We start from the raw sequence: 24,756 nt of genomic DNA, 5'->3' as shown, positions 1-24,756 counted from the left end.
GTGCTGTCAGCGTAGAGGGATACGGGTGATTGTCAATAAATAAGATGGCGTCACTGTATCATATTTTTGGATTTCTTCGGCGATCATTATAAAATACAATGGAAATCTGCGAAATTAGTGCTTTCGCTCGACAGTCAGATGATTGGCTTTTGCAAAGAAGCCGGATAGATTATTGATAAAATGGGATTGAATGCAGAGGAAACGCGATGATGGAAACGAGACGACGGCGTATCGGCATTATCGGTGCCGGCTGGGTCAGCGCCTACCATCTGCCTGCATGGATGCGGCAATCGGAAAGGGCCGAGGTCGTGGCGATTGCCGACCCGTCGCCGAGTGCGATCGCAGCCCGGCTTGCTGCCTTCGACGTCGCGCGCAACTATACGAGCGCGCAGGCGATGCTGGATGCCGAGCGGCTCGATGCCGTGGATATCTGCGCGCCGCGGGAGTTCCATGTCGAACTGGTCCGGCTGGCGGCGGCAAAGGACCTCGATATCATCTGCCAGAAGCCGCTGGCACCTTCCTACGGCGATGCGGTCGAGCTGCTGGCAGGTCTTTCCGGCAGGGGCAGACTGATGATCCACGAGAACTGGCGGTTCCGCGCCTATTATCGGCGGCTGAAGGCGTGGCTCGACGAGGGGCTTGCCGGCGAGATCCGCCAGGTGCAGTTCGAATTCCTGTCCAGCGGCATGATAGCGGATGCGGAAGGAAAAAGGCCGGCGCTGGTGCGCCAGCCCTTTTTCCGGACGCAAGAGCGGCTGCTGGTCATGGAAGTCATGATCCATCATCTCGATACGCTGAGATATCTTCTGGGCGAGATGGAGGTGGTGATTGCGCGGCTTGAGAGGAGCAATCGCGATATCGTCGCGGAGGATGTCGCGAGCGTCGTCCTCCGCCGGACGAGCGACGGCGTTCTCGTCACCATCAATGCCAATCTCGCCGCGCATGGCGCGCTGCCGACGCCGCGCGATCACTTGCGCATCTTCGGGACGCGCGGCACGCTCGAACTTAACGGCAATCTGCTCTCGGCTGAGGGTGGGCGGCAATGCCGGGAGAGCTTCGATCCTGACGAGACCTACCAAGGCGCCTATGATGCGACCATCGCGCATTTCCTCGACAGTCTCGATGGAAAGGTGGCGATGGAGACATCGCCGGGCGACAACATCAAAACGCTTGCTCTTGTCGAGGATATCTATCGCTTGAGCCGGTTCGACCCGGAACGCAATCCACTGTAACATGGCTCGCCGCCGTCAGAGGAGATGACATTGCAGACGCTCAACGAAAGCCGCGAAGACGGCATCGAGCATGACGATCTAAGTATTGCCCGCGCGCTGGAGGAGGACATCATCTTCGGGCGGCTGGCGCCTGGAACCCGTCTGACCGAAGACACGCTCCTTGCCCGCTTTCACGTCACGCGCCATTTCGCCCGGCAGGCGATCGTGCAGCTCGAAACGATGGGCATCGTGGTTCGGGAGCGCAACAAGGGCGCGACGGTCCGTTCGTTGACTGCTCGCCAGGTTCAGGAAATCTACGACGTTCGGGAACTGCTGCAACGGCAGGCGGCGCTGTGGATAAAGCTGCCGGCACCCGAGGCATTGATCGAGGAACTGCTGGCGCTGCACGAAGAGCATGGCCGCCACATCGAATCCGGCTATCTCAGGGGTGTGCACGAGGCCAATGACAAATTCCACCTGACGCTCTTCGGCGCCTGCGGCAATGCGCATCTGGTGCAATCGATCGAGCTCTATATGCGGCTCAGCCTGCCGGTGCGCGCCAATTCGATGTCGAGCAAGGAATCGCTGCGCATCTCGCACGAACATCACCGGCTGATGATCGAGATGCTGCGCGGTGGGGATAACTGGGTCCTCGCCCAGCTCTGCGTCGACCATCTGCAGCCGAGCAAGAAACGCTATCTCGCCTATGTCAGTGACAACTGACGCGACCGGCCGCTTGAAAGGGAGCGCAAACTTTCGATTGCGCTCCCTTCGCCTACCGGCTCACCAATCGAGGCGCAGGAGAGACACGCCCTGACGCGGTAGGGAGACTTTGAGGGTGATCTTGCCGTCATCGACCTTAGCCGATGCCTCACCTTCGATCTCGGCGAGTTTTCCCGAGGCTTCCAGCCTGGCATAATCTTCGCCGGCCGGATTCTGCGGCTTGCCCATCGCCTTCCAGACGCCGAAAGCGTTGGAATGCTCCTCGTCCATCCTGAAATGTTTGAGCGAGGCGGACTTGCCGTCCCAGCCGTCGAGATTGACCACAATGTCGGCGGACGGCCCGGCTTCATCATCGTCGTGGTAGTGCCAGAGGAGAATGGAAACGCCCTTGTCGTCGCGGGTCGCCACGACGTTGACATCAGGCTTGCCGCGAACGCCATGGCTCATGATATCCTCGATGTCGCGGCGATAATCGCTTTCCGATTCCAGCCATTCGCCGCCGAGTTTGCCGAGCATGCGGAAGCCGTTGAGAACAGCCTTGTCGACGCCGTTGGTGGCAAGATCGCGAAAGCCGTCGAAATAGGGCTGGTCGTCGAAGAGGAAGGCCCAGGTCACTGCACCTTCGATATGGATGTTGGCGCGTCTTGCCAGTTCGTAAGTGCGGATCATGCTTTCGACGACATAGACGCCGTAAAGCGGGCCGTTGCGATAACCGTTCTGCGGATGGACGCGTGCAGAGCAGGCCGCACAGCCTTCCGGATCGGATTCACCGATCACCACGGGCAGGTGCCGGAGTTCCGGAAACTCGTTGATGATGGCAAGGTTCGTCTCGATATCGCGGAGCTGCTTGTGCAGGCCCATCCGGACGTGACCCTCGTAGATCACGGGATTGCCTTTGGCATGGAAGGCGAGGAAATCGATCGGCGACTTGTTGTCGACCACGTGCTTGAGGAAGGCGCGCAGGAAGGTCTGGGCCTTTTCATTGGCAAAGGCGCCGCAGGTGTGCGGACCGCCGACGCGGGCATTCGGCAAGGCACGCTTCAGGGCCTTGGCGCTGACATCATACATTTCGCAGAATTGCGGGATGGTGCCGGTCCAGTAGTGACCATCCGGTTCGTTCCACACTTCCCACGGCCAGCTTGAAACGACGTCCTCGCCATATCTCTCGGCGAGATGCCGTGCCCATGCTTCGATCAGGTTGCCCCATTTCTTCAGGTCCGTCGGCGGAGCCGTCCAGCCGGTGGTGATCGTTGCGTATTTGTCGGCCGGTTCCCATTGGTGACGATAAGGACCGTCGAAATCGGAGAGCGCCTCCGGCGTGAAGCCGATCTGAATCAGCGGAATGTTGCCGGCTTCGACATAGGTGTCGAAGATCTTATCGATGATCGTCCAATCATAGACCGGATTGCCGTTCGCATCCTCGGTATAGGCATTGGTCGAACCCCATTTGAGGGCAGGCAGGCCGTCGCCGCTGGTTAGAAGATTGTGCGCACGGATGCGGGGCGGCTCGGGGCTCAGCTCGGTGAGTTCCTTGAGCAGCTTCCTGCCGTGCGGGGAGTAAGTGTAGTTCGGCTCGTCGTATCCGAACCAGTTCCACAAGGGTTCGTATTTGCCGGTTGGCCGGTTGGCGTGAACGGAGATTGTCACGTCATAGGGGCTGCTCATCCTGGTGTCCTCTTGAACGGTCATGCCAAAGCCTCCTCCCGAAAGCAGCCGACCTGTCTGGTGATGAAGTGCGGCCTCTTGGGAGGGCGCCGCGCTCGCCGCAAAAGCTAAGCCAAACGCTCACTTTGTCAATAATATAAAAAAGCGCATCGGCGCCCTGCGTCAAAAATGCCTGAAAATGCGCTATTTTTTATAGTCTGCAAAATTATCAGTTGCCGTTTCTCAAAAAATTGTCGATAACTACCGCGTGAGTTCGCCCGCCGCCGAGGAGTGCATGTGCCCTGCGGCACGCGCAGGCAGGGGTTCGCTGGACGCCATCGTCAATTGATTACGGGAAGCGCTCGCTGCGGCGAGTTGAGGAGGAGGAACATCCGATGAAGTTCCGTAAATATGCAGCCATTGCCTTATTGTCGCTCATGGCCCTTCCGGCATTTGCGCAGGATTTCATTGCCGGCATACCGCGCAATGAAACGCTGATCATCCAGGGTACGCCGCAGCAGAATGCCGACTGGTTCAATCTCTGGGCTCCGGGCGGCGGGGCGGCGGCAAACCTTAACGGCCTGCAGCAGCTGACCACCGATACGCTGTGGTTCATCAATCCCGAAGGCGGCAAGGATGCCTGGCAGAATGCGCTTGCCAGCGAACCGCCGCGCTACAACGCCGATTTCACCGAGATGACGGTAAAGCTGCGCAAGGGGATCTTCTGGAGCGACGGTGTCGAATTCACCAGCGACGATGTGGTCTATACCGTGCGGACGCAGATCGACCATCCCGGCATGGCCTGGAGCGCGCCCTTCACCGTCAATGTCGCGAGTATCGAAAATCCGGATCCACAGACCGTCGTCTTCCATCTGAAAAAGCCGAACTCGCGCTTTCATACACTGTTCACCGTGCGCTGGAACGCCGCCTGGATCATGCCGAAGCACGTCTTCGAGAAGGCCGCAGATCCGCTGTCTTTCAACAACAACCCGCCGGTTTCACTCGGGCCCTACCAGCTGCAGAATTATGACAAGGGTGGCAACTGGACGATCTGGAAGCTGCGCGACGACTGGCAGCGCACGTCGATCGGGCTGGCTGCGGCACAACCGCCCGAGGTGAAATACGTCGTCTATCGCGCCGCCGGCAATCCGGAGGCCCGCGTCATCGAGCAACGCAACCACAATCTCGACGTCATCAACGACATGGCGCCCGAGGGCATGTTCTCGATCATGCGCGACAGCAAGACCACAGCCTCCTGGCTGAAGGGCTTCCCGTTTGCGCATCCGGACCCGACGCTGCCTTCGGTTCTCTTCAATACGAAGAAGGCGCCCTTCGACAATAAGGACGTGCGCTGGGCTCTTGCGCTGCTGATCGACATCCGCGAAGTGGCGCTCGGCTCCTATCGCGGCGCGGCCAATATCGCCGCCCTTGCCACGCCGCCGACGGGTTCTGCCCCGGATGATTATTACGCACCGATGCAGGACTGGCTGACGAATTTCGAACTCGACACCGGTTCCCGCAAGATCAAGCCCTACGATCCCAACATCTCGTCGCAGATCGCCAATATGGTGCGCAGCCAATGGGCCGATCAGATCCCGACCGATCCGGCCAAGCTGCAGCGTACCTTCGGCTTCGGTTGGTGGAAGAAGGACGTTGAGGCTGCGACCGAGTTGCTGCAGAAGGCAGGCTTCAAGAAAAGCGGCCGCCAGTGGGTGAAGCCTGATGGGACGCCCTTAACGATCCGCCTGCAGGTGGAAGGCGATGCCATCCCGACGCTTGCCCGCGCCGGCACGGTGATCGCCCAGCAATGGTCGCAAGCCGGCATTGCCACCAAGGTCGATGTTGCCGGCCCGACCAATGGCCAGCGCCTCAGCACCGGCGATTTCGAGACGGCGATCTACTGGAGCATCGAGACCTGGGGCGGTCATCCCGATCTCTCTTTCTTCCTCGACAGCTATCATTCGGAGTTCATCAAGCCGGTCGGGCAGATCCAGCCGCCGCGCAACCTGCAGCGCTGGCAGGATCCGCGTCTCGACCAAATCATCGAGCGCAATCGGTCGATCGCCTTCGATTCGGCCGATGTCGCCAAACTCGGCCAGGACTTCCTGAAGCTCGCCGTCGAGGAAATGCCGATGATCCCGCTGATGGCCTACAACAAGTTCGCGCCGCTCGATACAACCTACTGGACCAACTATCCGAGCGCGGACAATCCCTATTCGGCCTCGGGTCCGAACTGGTCGAACATTCGCTACATGGTGGTCGGGCTGAAGGCCAATCCGGATGCGCCGAAGCCTTGATCGAGGCACAACAAAGGAAACAGCCGGCCGCCGGCTGTTTCCGTTCTGCTATTGAAGGGTCGATGTCATGAACGGCTTTCTGATCTATGCGGCAAAACGCTTTCTGCAATTTCTCTTCGTGGTCTTCACCGGCATCACGCTGGCCTTCCTGATCGCGCATTTTTCGCCGGTCGATCCGATCGAGCAGACCGTGTCGCTGTTGACGAGCTTCGGCTCTACCGATCCGCAGGCCGTCGAAATCCTTCGTGAATCGCTGCGTGAACTCTACGGCACCGGCGGCCCGCTGCTGGAGCAGTATTTCACCTTCTGGGGCCGCGTCCTGACCGGCGATTTCGGCCCGTCGCTTTCCTCTTTCCCAACCCCCGTGATGACCGTTATCGGCCGGGCATTACCCTGGACGGTCGGGCTTCTGACGCTCGCAACAATCATTTCCTGGATCATCGGCAATTTTCTCGGCGCCCTTGCCGGCTATTTCCGCAGCAGCAAGCTGCTGAAGGTTGCCGGTGCCGTCATCATGGCGCTGCAGCCGATCCCGACCTACATCATCGGCCTCAGCCTGGTGATCCTCTTCGGTTTTATCTGGCCGATCCTGCCGATCAGCGACGGGGCGCAGGTCAATCTCGCGCCGGCCTTCAACTGGGCCTTCATCAGCTCGGTGATCGAACACGGCATCCTGCCGGCCCTGACCCTCGTGCTCGTCGGCATCGGCGGCTGGTTCATCTCGATGCGCTCGCTGGTTTCCAACATCGTCACCGACGATCACGTCGTCTATGCCGAACTTGGCGGCGTGCGCTCGCGCAGCATCTTTTCGCAATATGTGGCGCGCAACGCCATGCTGCCGCAGGTCACCGGCCTGGCACTCAGTCTCGGCAATGTCTTCGGCGGCGCCGTCATCGTCGAATTCGTCTTCAACTATCCCGGGATCGGCAAGCTTCTGATCTCCGGCATCTATTCCGGCGATTACAGCCTCGTTCTCGGTGTCACGACAATCGCCATCATCGCGGTTGCCGCCGCGGTCTTCGTGATCGACATCATCTATCCGCTGATCGATCCACGCGTGAAACTGGGGTAATCCGTGATGTTCAAAGTCCTCAGAGATCTGCTTCGCTACAACAAGGAGTTCCTGCTCGGAACCATCCTGATCTCAATCATCCTGGCCCTGATCGTGGCGTCGTTCTTCTCGCCCTATGACGAGAATGCCATCTATGTGGTCGCGCCCGACATGCCGCCTTCGGCCGAATTCTGGCTGGGCACCACCTCGCGTGGCCAGGAGGTTTTCTGGCAGATCGCCGCCTCGATGCGCAATACGCTGTTCTTCGGCATCATCGTCGCCTTCGTCAGCCGCATCATCGCCATCGCCGTCGGCCTGATCTCCGGCTATATCGGTGGGCGGACCGACCAGATCATCATGGCGGTCAACGATACGCTCGGCGCACTGCCGAATATTCCGATCCTGCTGCTTCTGGTCTTCGTGCTTCGCGACCAGATGACGTGGTTCATGCTGGCGATCACCGCGGCGCTGCTCGGATGGACGCATGACAGCCGCCTGATCCGTTCCGTCGCCCTGTCTCTCCGCCACCGGGAATTTACCCGGCACGCGGTCTTCTCCGGCATGCGGACACGACAGATCCTCATCCGCGAGCATCTGCCCTATGTCATGCCGATCGTCTTCTTCACGACGATGAACAATCTGATCTGGGCGATCGGCCTGGAGGTGACGCTCTCGGTGCTTGGATTTTCCGACATCAACCGGCCGACGATCGGCGGCATGATCTACTGGGCCAATGCGCATTCCGCGATGGTATCGGGCGTATGGTGGTGGGTCGCCTTTCCGATGCTCTTTGTCGTCGTCCTGTTCCTTGGCCTGTTCATGCTCGCCATGTCGGTGAACGAATATATCGACCCGCGCTCGCGCCTGGCCCGCATGGGAGCTTGAGGAGATGCAGAACCTGATGAGGACGCAGCCTTTGACCCTTGCCGAAAACGCTATGGACGCACTGACGATCGACGGGCTGAAATGCTATTACGTCAATGATTATTTCGGCGTGCGGCGAGAGATCCGCGCAGTCGACGATATCAGCCTGACCATCCGCAGGAACGAGATCTACGGCATTGCCGGCGAATCCTCGAGCGGCAAGACGTCGCTGATCAAGACGCTTGCCGGCGCCATCCGGCCGCCGATGCGCGTCGTCGGCGGAACGGTGAAATTCAATTTTGCCGACGGGCCGATCGATGTCTATGGCGAACCGAACAAGATGAAGGCGGCACGCTGGCGCCACCTTTCCTATATCATGCAAGGCTCTATGAACGTGCTGAACCCGGTCAGAAGGGTCAAACACGCCTTCACCGATTTCGCCTCCCGCCACATGAACCTCGATCCAGATGCCTTCCGCGCGCGCGTCGAGGCGCATCTTGCCCGCCTGCATCTCGATCCACATGTGCTCGAGGCCTTTCCGCACCAGCTTTCTGGCGGCATGCGCCAGCGTCTGACCATTGCTCTCGCCACTGTCTGCGAGCCGGAATTTATCATCGCCGACGAGCCGACGACGGCGCTTGACGTACTCGTCCAGCAGGACGTGCTGGCGCTGATCAAGGAAGTGCAGATGCGCCTGCAGTCCTCGGTCATCTTCGTGACCCACGACATGTCGGTGCATGCTGCCATCACCGACCGGCTGGCTATCATGTATGCGGGACGGCTGGCGGAGGAGGGGCCGACGCAGGCGATCTTCGACAATCCCCAGCATCCCTACACCGTCCACCTGATCGGCAGCCTGCCGCGCATCGGCGACGTCTCGACGCGAAAGAGCCTCAGGGGCAAGCCGCCGGCACTTTCGGATCCGCCCTCGGGATGCCGTTTCCATCCGCGCTGTCCGATCGCGATCGACAAATGCGCGCGTGAAGTGCCGGCCATGCTGCCGAGCGCCACCGGAGGGCGGGTCGCATGCTTCCGTGCCGGGGAGTACCAGATCCAATGAGCAGCCATTTCCTCCTCGAACTCGACCACGTCACCAAGCTCTTTCCGATCGGCGGTTTCTTCTCACGCGAGAAGATGAAGGCGGTCGATGATGTCAGCTTCGCCCTTACCGCCGACAAGCCCGAGATATTCACGATCGTCGGCGAATCCGGTTCCGGCAAATCGACGTTGGCGAAGATGATCCTCGGCAACGAAAGGGCCGATCGAGGCAGCATCCGCTTCGACGGTACGGATGTGAAGGCGGTGCGTTCCCGTAGGGATCGCGAGGCTTTCATGGCCAAGGTCCAGCCGGTCTTTCAAAATCCGTTCGAGGCCTTCAATCCGCTGACCCGGATCGACGAGTATCTGCTCGCCACCGCCCATCGCTTCAAGGGCGCGAAGAGCCGCGCCGAAAAGGAGGCGATTGCCGACGTTGCCCTTCAACGTGTCGGCCTGTCGATGGCGGAGATAAAAGGTCGTTTCTCGCATGAGCTTTCAGGCGGCCAATTGCAGCGCATCGCCGTCGCCCGTGCGCTGATACCCGAGCCGAAGCTGATCGTGGCGGACGAGCCGGTCTCGATGGTCGACGCATCGCTTCGTATGTCTATTGTCAATCTCTTCCGGGATTTGCGCGACGCACTCAACGTTTCGATCGTCTACATCACCCATGATCTTGCAACCGCCTATTATATATCCGACCGCGTGGTGATCATGCGTAGGGGCGTGGTGGTGGAGAGCGGCGATGCCAGGGACGTGCTGGAACATCCGAAACACGCCTATTCGATCGCGTTGAAGAACGCTGTCCTGCCGCCCAATCCTCGCGAGGCGTCGGCAATCATTCGCCTCCGGCAGCCCAATGGCAAGGCAAATGAAGCCTATTCCGGCGATGGCGATCGCCTGGCCAGATGAAGCTGAACCTCCGAGCTTCGATCTTTAAATTGTCGGGGTGAACCAGAACCGCCGCCCCGTCTTTGCGGTTCCAATTCCATCGATTTGCGGGCATGGTCACGCGCGATGAGCACAGATTCGTCCGATCTCTTTGGCGCGCTTTTCGAGGCACCGCCCGCGAACCGAACGGTTCCGGTGCTGGTGCCGATGCCGGCGCCCAAACCCTATTCTTATTCGGTGCCGGATGGCATGGCGGTCGAGCCCGGCTCGGTCGTGCAGGTGCCGCTCGGGCCGCGGCAGGTGATCGGCGTCGTCTGGGACGGCGGCGAAGACGGTGTCGATCCGAAGAAGCTTCGGCCGATCAGCCATGTCTTCGACTGCCCGCCGATTTCCAGGGAAATGCGGGATTTCATCGATTGGGTGGCGACCTATACGCTCTCGCCGCCCGGCCTCGTCGCCCGCATGGCGCTGAGGGCGCCGAACGCCTTCGAGCCGGAACCGATGGTGGAGGGGTTGAAGCTCGTCGGCGGCGAACCGGAGCGGATGACGCCGGCCCGCGCCCGGGTCCTCGCTACCGCCTCCGACGGCTTTTCCTGGACACGCAGCGGCCTTGCGCATGCGGCGGGTGTCTCGACGAGTGTCGTCGACGGGCTGATCACGCTCGGCATTTTTGAGGCGATATTCCTGCCGCCGCCGCCGGTGGTGGCGATGCCGGATCCGGATTTTGCTGCCGCACGTCTCGAAGGGCCGCAGAAGGAGGCAGCCGAAGAGATCGTTACCGACGTCCGCAATGGCGAATTTTCGGTGTCGCTGATCGACGGGGTGACCGGCTCCGGCAAGACCGAGGTTTATTTCGAGGCGATTGCCGAGACGCTGAAACGCGGCAAGCAGGTGTTGATCCTGCTGCCGGAGATCGCGCTGACGGCCAGTTTCATGGAGCGCTTCCAGGATCGCTTTGGGGCAAAGCCGGCCGAATGGCATTCCGATCTTGCGCCGCGCATGCGCGAAAAGGTCTGGCGCCAGGCGGTGACCGGCGAAGTGCGGGTCGTGGCGGGCGCCCGCTCGGCGCTCTTCCTGCCCTTCGAGGATCTCGGGCTGATCATCGTCGACGAGGAGCACGATCCCGCTTACAAGCAGGAGGATCGCGTCTTTTACAATGCTCGCGACATGGCTGTGGTGCGTGGCCGCATCGGTGATTTTCCGGTCGTCCTGGTGTCGGCGACGCCGTCGGTCGAAAGCCAGGTCAACGGGCAGAGCGGACGCTACAGCACCGTCCACCTGCCGACGCGTTTCGGCGATGCGGCGATGCCGGACCTGCATCTGGTCGATATGCGCAGGCACGCGCCGGAGCGGGGCGGCTTCCTGTCGCCGGTGCTGATCCGGGCGATCGGCAAGACGGTGGAGAAGCGCGAACAGGCGCTGCTCTTTCTCAACCGGCGCGGTTATGCGCCGCTGACGCTCTGCCGGGTCTGCGGCCATCGGTTCCAATGCCCGCAATGTTCGAGCTGGCTGGTGGAGCATCGTTTCCGCAAGCAGCTGCAATGCCATCAATGCGGCCATGCCGAGCGCACGCCGGAGGCCTGCCCGGAATGCGGCACGCTCGACCATCTCGTCGCCTGCGGGCCAGGCGTCGAGCGCATCGCCGAGGAAGTGGAACGGCATTTCCCGGAGGCGCGAACGATCGTTCTCTCCTCGGATATCATGGGCGGGGTAAAGCGGCTGCGGCTGGAGCTGGAAGCGATCGCCAAGGGCGAGGCCGATATCGTCATCGGCACCCAGCTTGTCGCCAAGGGACATAATTTTCCGCTGATGACGCTGGTCGGCATCGTCGATGCCGATCTCGGCCTTGCCAATGGCGACCCCCGCGCGGCCGAGCGCACCTTCCAGCTTTTGTCGCAGGTGACCGGCCGGGCCGGGCGCACCGGCCTCAAGAGCCATGGGCTGCTGCAGACCTACCAGCCGCTGCATCCTGTCATGCAGGCGATCGTATCAGGCGATTCCGAAGCCTTCTACGAGCGCGAGATCACCGAACGCGAACGCGCCCTATTGCCGCCCTTCGGCAGGCTCGCCTCGATCATCGTTTCGGCCGAAACCCGCCACGACGCCGAAAACCATGCGCGCGGCATGCGCAACGCCGCACCGCAGGTGTCGGGCATCTCGGTGCTCGGCCCGGCCGAAGCGCCGCTTGCGCTGGTGCGCGGCCGCCATCGCTTCCGGCTTTTGGTGCATGGCCGGCGGAACTCGGACATGCAGGGGTTTCTGCGGGCGATGCTGTCGCAATCGCCCAAAGAGCGCGGATCGGTGCAGGTGCAGCTGGATATCGATCCGCAGAGTTTTCTCTAAATGAATGACGCCGCCATTCCCTCCCTTTTCGGCCCATGCCATAAAACACCGATTCATCCGGTGATTTGGGGCTGACGCATGGAGTTTTATTTTCCGACCGAGCTTGGCGAGCAGCTTGCTTTTTGTTCCGCCGCTTTCACGGCGCTGGCCGGCTTCATCATGATGTTTGCGCCTGGCCAAACTTTCCGTCTTCTCGGTCTGCAGGCGCAGGAGGGGCGGCCGGAAGGCTTCGGCGAGGGACGCTCGATGGGTGGTTTCTATCTCGGCTTCGGGCTGTCGGCGATCATGCTCGCCCAGGACTGGATCTACATGGCGCTCGGTGCCTCCTTCGCGATGGCTGCCTTTGCCCGTGTCATCTCGATCCTGTCCGATAAGGGGAGTAATCTCGTCAACTATTTACTTCTGGTTGTGCAGATCGCTTTGGCCGCGCTACCGCTGCTCTACGTTTTCGGCTTCACCCAGACGTGACTCTCTCTGCCGGCAGACGGCTTTTCCGGCCTGCTTCCAGGCCATTGCGCAATTTTGCGAACAGAAATTCATGTGAAAGGCGTATTCGGGCGTTACGCGTGTTGCGAGTCCGAACATCCTATGTTAGACGGACCCCGAATTTCGGAAGAAGCAAGAGGCTTCTCTTGTGATTTCTGGGGGAAATCAAAACGAATTCAAGATCATAGGTTCGGCGCCCGCCGAGAGCCGGATTTTGGGTTGAAATCAGGGAAATTTGTGCCAGTGGCAGACACGTCCCAGCTTACTTCTGGTGTTGCCGAGCGCTATGCCTCGTCGCTTTTCGAACTGGCGCTCGAGCAGGGCGTCGTTGACGGCGTAACCGCCGATCTTGACCGTTTCCAGGCGATGCTGGATGAGAGCGCCGATCTGAAGCGCTTTGTCGCAAGCCCGGTTTTCTCAGCCGAGGACCAGCTGAAGGCGATCGTCGCCATCAGTGAGAAGGCTGACATCAGCGGTTTCTTCGCCAATTTCCTGAAGGTCGTGGCGCGCAACCGCCGCCTGTTTGCCCTGCCGGGCATGATCAAGGCCTTCCGCATCATCGCCGCGAACCATCGCGGTGAAATCTCCGCCGAGGTCACCTCGGCACATGCGCTTTCGCAAGCGCAGGAAACCGAATTGAAGGTGGCACTCAAGAGCGTTACCGGCAAAGACGTGATGATTGCCGTCACGGTTGATCCGTCAATTCTTGGTGGTCTGATCGTGAAGGTCGGGTCCCGTCAGATTGATACGTCTCTTCGTACCAAACTCTCTACCCTTAAGCTCGCATTGAAAGAGGTTGGCTGATGGATATCCGCGCCGCGGAAATTTCCGCAATTCTCAAAGACCAGATTAAAAATTTCGGCAAAGAGGCAGAAGTCTCGGAAGTCGGCCAGGTTCTCTCCGTCGGTGACGGTATCGCTCGTGTCTATGGTCTGGACAATGTCCAGGCCGGTGAAATGGTCGAGTTCCCGGGCGGCATCCGCGGCATGGCGCTGAATCTTGAAGCCGACAATGTCGGCGTCGTCATCTTCGGTGCCGACCGCGACATCAAGGAAGGCGACACCGTCAAGCGGACCGGCGCCATCGTCGACGTTCCGGTCGGCCCGGAGCTGCTCGGCCGCGTCGTCGACGCGCTCGGCAATCCGATCGACGGCAAGGGCCCGATCAACGCGACGCGCCGTTCGCGCGTCGACATCAAGGCTCCGGGCATCATTCCGCGCAAGTCGGTTCACGAGCCGATGTCGACCGGCCTCAAGGCCATCGACGCGCTGATTCCGATYGGCCGCGGCCAGCGCGAGCTGGTTATCGGCGACCGCCAGACCGGCAAGACCGCGATCCTTCTCGATGCCTTCCTGAACCAGAAGGCCATTCACGACAACGGTCCGGAAGGCGAGAAGCTTTACTGCGTCTACGTCGCCGTCGGCCAGAAGCGCTCGACCGTCGCTCAGTTCGTCAAGGTGCTCGAAGAGCGCGGCGCACTGAAATATTCGATCATCGTTGCCGCGACTGCTTCCGACCCGGCGCCGTTGCAGTACCTGGCTCCGTTTGCCGGCTGCGCCATGGGCGAATATTTCCGCGATAACGGAATGCATGCGCTGATCGGTTACGACGACCTGTCCAAGCAGGCCGTGTCCTACCGCCAGATGTCGTTGTTGCTGCGCCGCCCGCCGGGCCGCGAAGCCTATCCGGGCGATGTTTTCTACCTGCACTCGCGCCTGCTCGAGCGTGCTGCGAAGATGAACGACGACCAGGGCGCCGGTTCGCTGACGGCTCTGCCGGTTATCGAAACGCAGGGCAACGACGTGTCGGCCTTCATTCCGACCAATGTGATCTCGATCACTGACGGCCAGATCTTCCTTGAAACCGACCTGTTCTACCAGGGTGTCCGTCCGGCCGTGAACGTCGGCCTGTCGGTTTCCCGCGTCGGCTCGGCGGCGCAGATCAAGGCGATGAAGCAGGTCGCCGGTTCGATCAAGGGCGAACTTGCCCAGTATCGCGAAATGGCCGCCTTCGCCCAGTTCGGTTCGGACCTCGACGCTGCGACGCAGCGCCTGCTGAACCGCGGCGCACGCCTGACCGAACTCCTGAAGCAGCCGCAGTTCTCGCCGCTGAAGACGGAAGAGCAGGTCGCCGTGATCTTTGCTGGCGTCAACGGCTATCTCGACAAGCTGCCGGTCGCTTCGGTCGGCAAGTTCGAGCAGGGCTTCCTCTCATACCTGCGTTCGGAAGGCTCTGCCATCCTCGACGCGATCCGCACGGAAAAGGCAATCAGCGATGATACCAGGGGCAAGCTCACCGCTGCTCTCGATAGCTTCGCAAAGTCTTTCTCGTAATCGGGCCCTAAGTTAGGACGGATCACGGATGCCTTCACTTAAGGATCTGAAAAACCGGATCGCCTCCGTCAAGGCGACGCAGAAGATCACCAAGGCGATGAAAATGGTCGCCGCGGCGAAGCTTCGGCGTGCGCAGGAGGCGGCCGAGGCCGCTCGGCCTTATTCGCAGCGCATGGGTGCGGTTCTGGCGAATATCGCCAAGGCCGTCACCGATGCCGACGGTGCGCCGACGCTGATGACCGGCACCGGCCAGGACCAGGTCCATCTGCTGGTGGTGTGCACGGCCGAACGTGGTCTTTGCGGCGGTTTCAACTCGCAGATCGCACGCTTTGCACGCGAACATGTCCGCAAGCTGCTTGCCGAAGGCAAGACGGTGAAGATCTTCACCGTCGGCAAGAAGGGTTACGACATCCTTCGCCGCGAATTCGCGTCGCTGATCATCGAGCGCAAGGAATTGCGCGACGTCAAGCGCGTTGGTTTCGAGAATGCGGACCAGATCGGCAAGCGCATCATCGAGATGTATGCTGCCGGTGAGTTCGACGTCTGCACGCTGTTTTATTCCGAGTTCAAGTCGGTGATCAGCCAGATTCCGACGGCGCAGCGGCTCATCCCGGCTTCGGCGGGAGCTGTGCAGGCCGAAGATGCCGAACATGCAGGCGCCGTCTATGAATATGAGCCGGATCCGGCTTCGATCCTCGAAGATCTGATCCCGCGCAACATCTCCGTCCAGGTCTTCCGCGCGCTCCTCGAGAACGTCGCAGGCGAGATGGGCGCCAAGATGAGCGCTATGGACAACGCAACGCGTAATGCCGGTGAGATGATCAACAAGCTGACGCTGAGCTACAACCGCCAGCGTCAGGCGCAGATCACCAAGGAACTCATTGAAATCATTTCGGGCGCGGAAGCGCTCTGAGGCTAGGAAAAGAGGGTCAGAAAATGGCTGAGGCAGCTACCCCCAAGATTGGCTCTGTCGGCAGAGTCACCCAGGTTATCGGCGCCGTCGTCGACGTTGCTTTCGAAGGCGAACTGCCGAAGATCCTGAACGCGCTGGAAACCAGCAACAACGGCATCCGCCTGGTTCTCGAAGTTGCGCAGCACCTTGGCGAAAACGTCGTCCGTACTATCGCGATGGACTCGACAGACGGTCTCGTGCGCGGCCAGGAAGTCGGCGACACCGGCGCTCCGATCATGGTTCCGGTCGGTAACGAGACGCTCGGCCGCATCATGAACGTCATCGGTGAGCCGGTCGACGAAGCCGGTCCGCTGGTCACCGCTCACAAGCGCGCCATCCACCAGGATGCGCCAACCTATGTCGAGCAGTCGACGGAGGGGCAGATCCTCGTCACCGGCATCAAGGTCGTCGATCTTCTGGCTCCCTATGCACGTGGCGGCAAGATCGGCCTCTTTGGCGGCGCCGGCGTCGGCAAGACCGTTCTGATCATGGAACTGATCAACAACGTCGCCAAGGCGCATGGTGGTTATTCGGTTTTTGCGGGCGTCGGTGAACGCACCCGCGAAGGCAACGACCTCTACTATGAAATGATCGAATCGAACGTCAACAAGCATGGCGGCGGCGAAGGCTCGAAGGCTGCGCTGGTTTACGGTCAGATGAACGAACCGCCGGGCGCCCGCGCCCGCGTCGCCCTGACCGGCCTGACTGTTGCCGAGCACTTCCGCGACCAGGGCCAGGACGTTCTGTTCTTCGTCGACAACATCTTCCGCTTCACGCAGGCAGGTTCCGAAGTGTCGGCTTTGCTGGGCCGCATCCCGTCGGCCGTCGGTTATCAGCCGACGCTCGCAACTGACATGGGCCAGATGCAGGAGCGCATCACCACGACGACGACTGGCTCGATCACCTCGGTTCAGGCCATCTACGTTCCGGCCGACGACTTGACCGACCCGGCGCCGGCAACTTCGTTCGCCCACCTTGACGCAACGACGGTTCTGTCGCGCTCGATCGCTGAAAAGGGTATCTACCCGGCCGTCGATCCGCTCGACTCCACGTCGCGCATGCTCGATCCGCTGGTCGTCGGTGAAGAACATTACGACGTCGCCCGCAAGGTCCAGTCGACGCTGCAGCGCTACAAGGCCCTGCAGGACATCATCGCCATCCTTGGCATGGACGAACTGTCCGAAGACGACAAGATTGCTGTTGCCCGCGCCCGCAAGATCGAGCGTTTCCTGTCGCAGCCGTTCTTCGTCGCCGAAGTCTTCACCGGTTCGCCGGGTAAGCTGGTTGCTCTGGAAGACACGATCAAGGGCTTCAAGGGCCTCGTCAACGGCGAATACGATCACCTGCCGGAAGCTGCCTTCTACATGGTCGGCTCGATGGAAGAAGCGGTCGAAAAGGCCAAGAAGCTCGCAGCTGCTTAATGAGCGACGCGCTAGACGAGATATTCTGCTGCGACTCCCTGAAGGGGGTCGTGGCGGATCTTCCGGAACCAGCCGCGCCGACCGTCTATCGCGCCGATAACGGCGTGCTGATGATGGTGGTGGGTCTGGTTCAAAGCGAGGAAGGCCTCGGTTATCTCGACCAAGCGATAATGCACTGCCCGTTCTGCGGGACTAAATTGCAAGATGCGAAAGCCATAGCCGGGAAGGTAAGTCACTGATGGCTGACAATTTCAACTTTGAGCTCGTTTCGCCGGAGCGCCTGCTGCTGTCGGAGATGGTCACCGAGGTCGTTATCCCTGCGACTGAAGGCGAGATGACGGTCATGGCAAACCATGCACCGACGATGACGACGATCAAGCCGGGCGTCGTGAGCGTGCGTTCGGCCTCCGGCAAGAAGCAGGATTACGTCGTGTTCGGCGGTTTTGCCGATATCCTGCCGACTGGCTGCACATTGCTTGCCGAATCCGCGGTTCCGGTCGAGGAACTCCAGAAGGACGAGCTGACGCGCCGCATCGAGGCTGCCCGCGAGGAACTCGAACATGCCGAATTGCATGAGCACAAGTCGAAGCTTGAGCACTTCATCATGGAAATGACGCATCTGCGCGGCGTCGTTGAACAGGATTGATTACAATCGGTAAGATCCATGAAAAGCGGCCGCGATGGCCGCTTTTTTGTTTCTGACTTTCTCTGTCGATGTGCGGAAAACAGCGCTATCGGCCGAGCTGAAATTAAGAGGCGCAGCGCCTTAGGACCGCCCACCTCTGGCGGTGAGGACGGATCATTCTCAGAAGCCCGTGCCGCCGCGCAGCTCCATGGCGACCGTCCGGAGCAGTATCTTCAGGTCGAGCAGCAGGCTGAAATTCCTGACATAATAGATATCGCAGGCAATGCGAGCGCGGGCTTCCAGCGATCGCGTCGTCGGGCCCCGCCAACCGCGTGTTTGCGCAAGACCGGTGATGCCGGGGCGCATGATGTGGCGCTGATGGTAGTCCGGCACCAGTTCTTCGTAGAGCTTGCCGGCTGCCCGCATGTTGATGGCGTGGCAGCGCGGGCCGACCAGCGACATCTCGCCCCTGAGGACGTTGAAAAGCTGCGGCAGCTCGTCGATATTGGTCTTGCGGAGCACCGCGCCGATGCCGGTCACCCGGTTGTCGCCCTTGACCGTCTGTTGAACGCCGCTCGGATCACAAGCTTCGGCACGCATCGATCGGAACTTGAAGACCGTGATCTTGCGGCCGTTCAGCCCCCAGCGGATCTGGCGAAAAAACACCGGACCGCCATCGTCGAGCTTGATGAAAAGCGCGATTGCCAGAAAAAGCGGCGCCAGCACCATCAGGGCGCTGACTGAGGCGACAATGTCGATCAACCGCTTCATACCCAGCCGCACCGCCATTTTTCTTTCGACAGGGGAAAAGCTCTCCGGCTGGCGAATGTTGGAGTTCGCTATAACCAGGATCTTGGTTTTGTCCTGACGCTGAGACGGATCGAAGCGTGAATTCGTCTTCGAAGTAAAAGCATTCATTACGCAAGGTCCACAAGTTTAGATGCGGTACTGAACAACAGTGAGACAGATACAGGGTCACGTATCGTTTGTCATCGGTATAAATAGGAATTTGATAACCCTAAAGACACCAAAAATGGGAGTATTTCGCGTTAACCTTAACGCCTGTAGTTGCACTTGCGGGAAATTTATACTTTGAAAGGAGTAGCCCGATTGGGTTGGCGCGACGTCAGCCGGTTGCCGAAATCGATCGCTGGCTTTTCCAGCAGGAAGTAGCTGAGGCTTGCGACCAGAAGGATGAGCGCCGCCGCCAGCCCGCAAGATTGCAGCCAGCCGGTGACGACATTTTCCGAGGAAAAGCCAAACGAGCCCGGGTCGAGTCTCTGGATCAATATCAGGATGATCTCCTGCCAGATATAGATGCCGAAGGAGACCTTTGCGATGTAGCGGACAGGAGCGTTGTCGAACAGCCTGCCCAGGTGTTGCGAATGGCTGAGCGAAACGAGCGCCGTTGCGACCGCCAGCGGAAAGACCGGAAAACCATAGGGGATTTCGAGCCAGCCGTAAGCCGCGTCGGAGCCGCCGGGCGATATGACGAGGCGGTAGCCGGCAACGGCGATGGCCAGGAGCGATATAACATCGAACCAGGAGGCGCGCCTTGTTGGGAGCATGACCTCGACGCCGGCGGCAAGCGCGCCGAGCGCGAAGACGGCAAAGAAGCCGATCGGATTATATCTCGGCATCCACTCCTTCGCGCCGCCCTGCAGGCCGTACTGCCAGCCGCGTCCGATGTCGTCGAGCGGAAAGAAGGTCAGGATCAGCACATGGGCGAGAAGCACGGCTGTGATGACGCAAAGCCAGGCGAAGCGGGTAGGCAATGGGCGCCGCCTCAGCACTGGCAAACGAAACAGCAGGAGAAAGCAGATCGGCAGGAGCACATAGCTGGTGACTTCGAAGGCAATGGACCAGAGCGGCCCGTCGGCTTCGACAGGAAACAAGGTGCGCCAATGCCACTGGTTCATGAACAGCAGCCCGGAGACGTAGCGGAGCACAAGCTCCGGCGTCAGCGGCAGGTCAAGCAGCGTCAGGCTGAGAGCGAAGCCGATGGTGGCGGCGAACCAGAAGCCCGGAGCGATGCGCGCCGCCCTGCGGATCGCGTAGTGCCGGAGGCTCGGCATGTCGGCGCCGGCGTCGAGCGCGCGCCAGAAGGGATGGGCAAGAAGAAAGCCGCTGAGCACGAAGAAGATGGCGACGCCGAAATTGCCGAAGCGGAGGATATTTGCGGTCGGTCCGAGTTCGTCGGGGATTCTGCGCATATCCAGCCGCAGCGCGAAGTGGTGGGCGAGCACCAGCAGACAGGCCGTCGCGCGCAGAAAGTCCGCTCCGGCCAGTCTCTCCTGTTGTCGCATCTTGTCCCCCGCCCTGCCCGGAGCATGATGCCGAAAAGTGTGAGCGGTTTTCGGAGGACATCATGCTCTACTTCTTTGATTTAGATACGGATTCAGATCTTAGGCCGATCCGGCCCAAGATCTGAATCCGTATCTGGGATTTTGCAGCGGAAAGCCGCAACGGGCAAGGCAGGGGGTGGGCTCAGTCGAGAAGTTCGTTGGTATAATAGGTGGAAAAGTCTGGATTCTCCTTGAGTGCGGCGCCATTGGCATCGACCAGAATGCCGTTTTCGACAAGGAAGCCGCCGATGGCGCCGGCCTTTGCCGGGTCGAGTGTACCGATCACACCGGCCTCGGATTTTAGGAAGTGTCCCTCGATCAATGCTTTCTGAGAAGCCTTTACCAGTTCCGTATTCATCAGTGCGCCGTTGCTTCCAGAGATCAGCAGGTCGCAGGCTTCGTCGGGATGGTCGACGGAGTAGGCATAGCCCTTTCGTGTCGCCTGGATGAAGGCGCGGGCGTGTTCCCGACTTGCGGAGAGATAGGCGTCGCTGGAGACGATGACCGTCGTCTGCTCGTCGGGAATGCCGTAATCGGAATAGTGGAAGCGGCCGATCTTCCGCTTTTCCAGTTCGGCGGCGATGCCTTCCCAGGTGTAGATCTCCAGCGTGAAATCGATCGAGCCATTGTCCAGCGCCTCGTAAGCAGAGGTGCCGAGGGTGACGGTCTTGACGTCGCCTTTGCCGCCATCATTGCGGATCATCGCGGAGATCAGCGCGCTCTCCCAGGTGCCGCCAAAGCCGCCATAGGTCTTGCCGTCGAGGTCTTTCGGGCTCTTGATGTCGTCGCGTCCGCCCTTGAAGATCAGGCGTGCGGTTTCCGTCTGGACGACGCCGTAGACCATCTTCACATCACCGCCGCCAGCGCGCTGCGTGAGGGTCTCGATCTCGCTGCTGATGCCGAAATCGGCAACGCCGTTGGACACCAGCGTTCCGGCGCTGGTATCGGTGAAGGGAAGAATCTCGACATCGAGGCCAGCATCGGCATAGAAGCCCTTCGCCTTGGCGACATAGATGCCGATATGGTTGGTGTTGGGCGTCCAGTCGAGCGCGATGCGGACCTTTGCGGGCGCCGATTGGGCGAAGGCGGGGCGGCCGGCGAGGCTTGCCGCGATGGCGGCGAAGATCGTCTGGCGACGGGTGAGAAGCAGCATGGTGACCTCCTCAGGTCTCTAGAGCATGATGCCGAAAAGTGTGAGCGGTTTTCGGACGACATCATGCTCTAACTCTTTAAATTAGAAGAGGATTCAGATTTCAGGCCGATCGGCCTAAAATCATCCTGTTCTAGCGGATGAAGCAGGGTTTGCAGGATTTCGGTTTCGATCGCCTGGGCCGCCGGCGAGCCGAGATCGGCAATGCTTCTCGGGCGGGGCAGGGGAACGCGGAATTCGCGGATGATACGCGCCGGACGGGCCGAAAGCACGTAGATCCGGTCGGAGAGGAACACGGCCTCGCGAACATCATGGGTGATCAGCAGCGCCGTCCAACGGTGTTCGGTCCACATGCCCTGCAGCCATTCCTGGATCTGCGTGCGCGTCAGCGCGTCCAGCGCGCCGAAAGGCTCATCGAGCAGCAGCATGTCCTGGGTCTGGACCACGGTGCGCAGCAGCGCGGCGCGCTGGCGCATGCCCCCTGATAGTTCTGAGGGATAGTGATGCTCGAAGCCGGCGAGGCCGAAGCGCTCGAACAGAGGCGCGACGGCGGCGCGGGCCGCGCGGCGGCTCATACCGCGCACCTCAAGGCCGAGTGCCGCATTGTCGATGATCCGGCGCCAGGGCATCAGCGCATCGCGTTGCGGCATGAAGGCGAAGGAATGCGGCGCCTGTTCCAGCGGCGCGCCTTTAAAAAGCATGCTACCGGAATCGGGCCGAAGCGCCTGGGTCAGCAATCTAAGGACCGTCGATTTTCCGGAGCCGGACGGGCCGACGATCGAGACGAACTCGCCGCTTGCGACAGCGAGCGAAATATCGCCGAGCACCTTCATGCCGTCGAAGGACTTCGAGATGTTGCGCAATTCAACCATTCCACCGTTCATCGGCGCCGCTCCCCGGATGGTTGCCAGGGCATGATGAGGCGCTGGATCATCAGTGTCGCTCCGAAGAGGCAGAGTGTCAGCACGGCGCTGACGATGACGGCGGCGAGCACGAGATCTGGACGGAAATTGTTCTTTGCGTTGAGGATATAGATGCCGAGGCCGCGGGCGGCGCCGGCATATTCGGCAAAGATCGCGCCGACGACGGCATAGGTGATCGAGATCCGCAGACCGGCGAAGAAATAGGGCAGCGAGGAGGGAAGCCGTGCCAGGCGGAAAATGCGCCAGCGGCTCGCCTTCATCGAATTCAGCAATTCGGTGATGTCACGGTCGGTCGATTCATAGCCCTGCAGCAAGGCGACGAGCAGTGGGAAGAAGGTGACGAGCGCCACAAGCAGGATCTTCGGCAACAGGCCGAAACCGAACCAGAGGACGACGAGGGGCGCGATCGCCACCAGCGGCAGGGTCTGGCTGGTGATGAAGATCGGCAGCAATGCCCGGCGCATGAAGGGCACGAAATCCATGAGGATCGAGGCGGCGAAGGCGAAGGCAAGCGAGAGGGCGAAACCTCCGAGTGTCGCGCCGAGCGTCGGCCAGGTGTTGGCGATCAGCGCCTCGCGGTTCAGCCAGCCCTGGACGACGATGCGCGAAGGCGCCGGCAGGATGGATGGTTTGATGCCGGAAAGATCGACATAGAGTTCCCACGCCGCCAAAAAAACGCAGCCGGCAAGCAAGGCGGGTATGCCCCGGTAGAGAGCGGCGCGGAGCGCGGCAAGGCGCGGATCCGATGGTTTTGACAGTGTCATCAGCGTTCGATTTCAAGCTTTCGTCGGCTGCTGCATAATTCCTTAAATCGGAATCGATTTAAGGAATTATGCAGCAAATTTAAGGTGCTACAGCGTCCTTTGCGCGTCTGAAAATACGTGCGGCGATGTATTGGCCGACACCGTGATGTCGAGGGTCACATGCCCTTCGGGGTCGCCGAAGCGAAAGAAGGCCTCACGAATGGTGGCGAAGACCGCGCCGGCATCACCAGAAAGCCTGGTGCAGAAATTCTTGGCGCGGTCGAAAGTGCCGGAGCGCTTCAGGAAGTCGATGCAGCCATAGATCTCGTCCATATGGGTACCGGTGCCCATGACGTAGAGCGAGAATTGCGCAGCGGTCGGCTGTCCGCTCTCGGTGGTGATGTCAACGGCGGCAAGTGCGGCTCTTATGCGCTCGGCAAGCGGCTCCGCCTGGCCGGGGGAAGGGTTGACGCCGCAGATGGCGTCGTCGGGCTCGCCGGGGCAGCCGCGTGAAACGGCGGCGGACAGCACGCAATGCTCGCCGGTCCTTGCGGCGGCGACGAAAAGATCGTGCATGGCGGCGAAGAGGATGTCAGGCGGGCCGACCAGCAGTGTGGAGATGTCATCGGTCTCGATGCGCAGTCGGTCGCGATAGGGATCGAGCGCCTTGACGGCATCGAGAATGATGCCGACGAAATTGCCGGACATGGGATAGAGTGACACTTGTGCGCCTGAGAACATCTGAACCTCGCTCCGCTGGCATTACCCAGATCAGCTTTGAAGGGTCCAGAGGTTTGCACCTCACATCTCAGCCCCGGCGATACGGAGCTCCCCTGTTATTTGCGCGGAAACTATCACCGGGGTTTTCTCCCCGCAACAGCAAAATTGCGAACCCGTCCGCGCGGTCGGAATGAAGCTGAGGTGACGGAAAACACCCGGACGGAGGTCCTGCCCGGGTGTTCCCAATGGTTCCGTACCTGCCGGGAACGGAACCGGAGCTTCCTGCCTCAGGCGGCTAGCGCATAACCCCGAAAATCGGAATCGATTTTCGGAAAGGATTATGCGCGGATTCAAAGTGATAGAGCGTCCTTAGCGGGTCTAAAAGACGCGCGGCGCTCTATTCCGGCATAGGGACGATCGCTGCGGGCAGTGACGAGTGCCCGCGTCCACCATTCCAGCCTCGCCATCATCCGATCGAGCAAACGCAGTGCATCGGCGGGATTGTCGACCCGCCCGTCCGGGTCGAAGCGGTTCCAAGGTGCGGCAAAGCTCACCGAATCGCGGATCGTGACGGCGTGGAGTTCGGCAAAGACGAGCCGCAGCTGTTCGACGGCGCGCAGGCCGCCGGATATGCCGCCATAGGAAACGAAGGCGACCGGCTTGCCCTGCCAGGGCTCGAGGAAGAAATCGATGATCGACTTCAACGAGGCGGTGAAGCTGTGATTGTATTCCGGCGTGACGATGATGAAGGCGTCGGCCATGCCAAGTCGCCCGGCGAGCCTGTCGATTTCGGGGTGCGTCATGTCACGGTTGACCGGCAGCGCGAAATCGAGCGGGTCGATGATGTCGATATCAAATTGCGGGAAGCGGACGAGCTCCTGCGTCAGCCATTTGACCACCCGGTCGCAGATGCGGCCCTCTCTCGTGCTCCCATAGATGACAGCCAGCCTGGTGGGTGTTTGCATGCGTCGCTCCTTATTGCGATTGGACTTTACGATT

23 protein-coding genes and 1 riboswitch are annotated in these 24,756 nt (G+C 60.5%); of the genes, 15 read left to right on the top strand and 8 right to left on the bottom strand.

Annotation, left to right across the window (positions count from 1 at the left end; translation table 11 throughout):
- The first annotated feature begins 206 nt into the window (after window positions 1-206).
- Entirely contained in the window at window positions 207-1,232 is a 1,026-nt protein-coding gene (locus AC1ECN_RS03820; RefSeq protein WP_164581974.1) for a Gfo/Idh/MocA family protein, read from the top strand.
- A gap of 30 nt (window positions 1,233-1,262) precedes the next feature.
- Entirely contained in the window at window positions 1,263-1,934 is a 672-nt protein-coding gene (locus AC1ECN_RS03815) for a GntR family transcriptional regulator (RefSeq protein WP_105007570.1), read from the top strand.
- Window positions 1,935-1,994: 60 nt separating this feature from the next.
- Here the strand turns inward: AC1ECN_RS03815 and AC1ECN_RS03810 are convergent, their stop codons facing one another.
- Window positions 1,995-3,623, bottom strand: a complete 1,629-nt coding sequence (locus AC1ECN_RS03810) for a GH39 family glycosyl hydrolase (RefSeq protein ID WP_130673198.1) — start codon at window positions 3,621-3,623, stop codon at window positions 1,995-1,997.
- A gap of 350 nt (window positions 3,624-3,973) precedes the next feature.
- Here AC1ECN_RS03810 and AC1ECN_RS03805 point away from each other — a divergent pair, with 350 nt between their 5' ends.
- From AC1ECN_RS03805 to AC1ECN_RS03745, 13 genes are all read left to right on the top strand, one after another.
- A complete protein-coding gene (locus tag AC1ECN_RS03805) occupies window positions 3,974-5,875 on the top strand; it encodes an ABC transporter substrate-binding protein (protein ID WP_130673197.1) in 1,902 nt (633 codons plus the stop codon).
- 67 nt (window positions 5,876-5,942) lie between these two features.
- Window positions 5,943-6,947: an ABC transporter permease gene (locus tag AC1ECN_RS03800; protein ID WP_130673196.1), complete on the top strand. Its 1,005-nt coding sequence runs from the start codon at window positions 5,943-5,945 to the stop codon at window positions 6,945-6,947.
- Between the two features lie 6 nt (window positions 6,948-6,953).
- Window positions 6,954-7,811 (top strand): ABC transporter permease, encoded by an 858-nt coding sequence (locus AC1ECN_RS03795; RefSeq protein ID WP_130673567.1) that lies wholly within the window; start codon window positions 6,954-6,956, stop codon window positions 7,809-7,811.
- 4 nt (window positions 7,812-7,815) lie between these two features.
- Window positions 7,816-8,850: an ABC transporter ATP-binding protein gene (locus tag AC1ECN_RS03790; RefSeq protein WP_130673195.1), complete on the top strand. Its 1,035-nt coding sequence runs from the start codon at window positions 7,816-7,818 to the stop codon at window positions 8,848-8,850.
- Window positions 8,847-9,737: an ABC transporter ATP-binding protein gene (locus AC1ECN_RS03785; protein ID WP_477952230.1), complete on the top strand. Its 891-nt coding sequence runs from the start codon at window positions 8,847-8,849 to the stop codon at window positions 9,735-9,737. The genes AC1ECN_RS03790 and AC1ECN_RS03785 overlap by 4 nt, the downstream gene beginning before the upstream one ends.
- Window positions 9,738-9,842: 105 nt before the next feature.
- Window positions 9,843-12,059: a primosomal protein N' gene (locus tag AC1ECN_RS03780; RefSeq protein WP_130673194.1), complete on the top strand. Its 2,217-nt coding sequence runs from the start codon at window positions 9,843-9,845 to the stop codon at window positions 12,057-12,059.
- A gap of 78 nt (window positions 12,060-12,137) precedes the next feature.
- On the top strand, window positions 12,138-12,527 hold the full coding sequence (locus AC1ECN_RS03775; protein ID WP_027666861.1) for an AGROH133_08824 family phage infection protein: 390 nt from the start codon (window positions 12,138-12,140) through the stop codon (window positions 12,525-12,527).
- Window positions 12,528-12,782: 255 nt separating this feature from the next.
- On the top strand, window positions 12,783-13,349 hold the full coding sequence (locus tag AC1ECN_RS03770) for a F0F1 ATP synthase subunit delta (RefSeq protein WP_197727439.1): 567 nt from the start codon (window positions 12,783-12,785) through the stop codon (window positions 13,347-13,349).
- The gene (gene atpA / locus AC1ECN_RS03765; protein WP_018069041.1) at window positions 13,349-14,878 is read left to right on the top strand and encodes a F0F1 ATP synthase subunit alpha; all 1,530 of its coding nucleotides are present in this window, start codon (window positions 13,349-13,351) and stop codon (window positions 14,876-14,878) included. The genes AC1ECN_RS03770 and atpA overlap by 1 nt, the downstream gene beginning before the upstream one ends.
- Before the next feature lie 28 nt (window positions 14,879-14,906).
- Window positions 14,907-15,791: a F0F1 ATP synthase subunit gamma gene (locus tag AC1ECN_RS03760; protein WP_018069040.1), complete on the top strand. Its 885-nt coding sequence runs from the start codon at window positions 14,907-14,909 to the stop codon at window positions 15,789-15,791.
- Between the two features lie 23 nt (window positions 15,792-15,814).
- Window positions 15,815-17,251, top strand: coding sequence for a F0F1 ATP synthase subunit beta (gene atpD, locus AC1ECN_RS03755; protein WP_018069039.1), 1,437 nt, complete (start codon window positions 15,815-15,817; stop codon window positions 17,249-17,251).
- Window positions 17,251-17,490: a hypothetical protein gene (locus AC1ECN_RS03750; protein WP_477952228.1), complete on the top strand. Its 240-nt coding sequence runs from the start codon at window positions 17,251-17,253 to the stop codon at window positions 17,488-17,490. Before atpD ends, AC1ECN_RS03750 begins: the two co-directional genes overlap by 1 nt.
- Window positions 17,490-17,897, top strand: coding sequence for a F0F1 ATP synthase subunit epsilon (locus AC1ECN_RS03745; RefSeq protein WP_130662369.1), 408 nt, complete (start codon window positions 17,490-17,492; stop codon window positions 17,895-17,897). Before AC1ECN_RS03750 ends, AC1ECN_RS03745 begins: the two co-directional genes overlap by 1 nt.
- 159 nt (window positions 17,898-18,056) lie before the next feature.
- Here the strand turns inward: AC1ECN_RS03745 and AC1ECN_RS03740 are convergent, their stop codons facing one another.
- The 7 genes from AC1ECN_RS03740 to AC1ECN_RS03710 form a co-directional block, all read right to left on the bottom strand.
- The gene (locus tag AC1ECN_RS03740) at window positions 18,057-18,794 is read right to left on the bottom strand and encodes a sugar transferase (RefSeq protein ID WP_018486450.1); all 738 of its coding nucleotides are present in this window, start codon (window positions 18,792-18,794) and stop codon (window positions 18,057-18,059) included.
- Between the two features lie 167 nt (window positions 18,795-18,961).
- Window positions 18,962-20,182: an acyltransferase family protein gene (locus AC1ECN_RS03735; RefSeq protein ID WP_130673193.1), complete on the bottom strand. Its 1,221-nt coding sequence runs from the start codon at window positions 20,180-20,182 to the stop codon at window positions 18,962-18,964.
- A 181-nt stretch (window positions 20,183-20,363) separates the two neighbouring features.
- The gene (locus tag AC1ECN_RS03730) at window positions 20,364-21,374 is read right to left on the bottom strand and encodes an ABC transporter substrate-binding protein (RefSeq protein WP_130673192.1); all 1,011 of its coding nucleotides are present in this window, start codon (window positions 21,372-21,374) and stop codon (window positions 20,364-20,366) included.
- Window positions 21,375-21,442: 68 nt separating this feature from the next.
- Entirely contained in the window at window positions 21,443-22,255 is an 813-nt protein-coding gene (locus AC1ECN_RS03725) for an ABC transporter ATP-binding protein (protein WP_130673191.1), read from the bottom strand.
- Window positions 22,252-23,058, bottom strand: a complete 807-nt coding sequence (locus tag AC1ECN_RS03720) for an ABC transporter permease (protein WP_075225468.1) — start codon at window positions 23,056-23,058, stop codon at window positions 22,252-22,254. Before AC1ECN_RS03720 ends, AC1ECN_RS03725 begins: the two co-directional genes overlap by 4 nt.
- 87 nt (window positions 23,059-23,145) lie before the next feature.
- Window positions 23,146-23,778 (bottom strand): YkoF family thiamine/hydroxymethylpyrimidine-binding protein, encoded by a 633-nt coding sequence (locus AC1ECN_RS03715; protein ID WP_018069032.1) that lies wholly within the window; start codon window positions 23,776-23,778, stop codon window positions 23,146-23,148.
- A riboswitch (TPP riboswitch) is annotated at window positions 23,769-23,882 on the bottom strand. Its footprint overlaps the gene before it by 10 nt.
- Window positions 23,883-24,107: 225 nt before the next feature.
- Window positions 24,108-24,722, bottom strand: a complete 615-nt coding sequence (locus AC1ECN_RS03710) for an NADPH-dependent FMN reductase (RefSeq protein ID WP_130673190.1) — start codon at window positions 24,720-24,722, stop codon at window positions 24,108-24,110.
- Window positions 24,723-24,756 lie beyond the last annotated feature (34 nt).

This window comes from Rhizobium sp. 01N447_2, assembly GCF_056399245.1.
The sequence above is the reverse complement of the archived record's forward strand: the minus strand, read 5'-3'. Positions and strand labels throughout refer to the sequence as shown.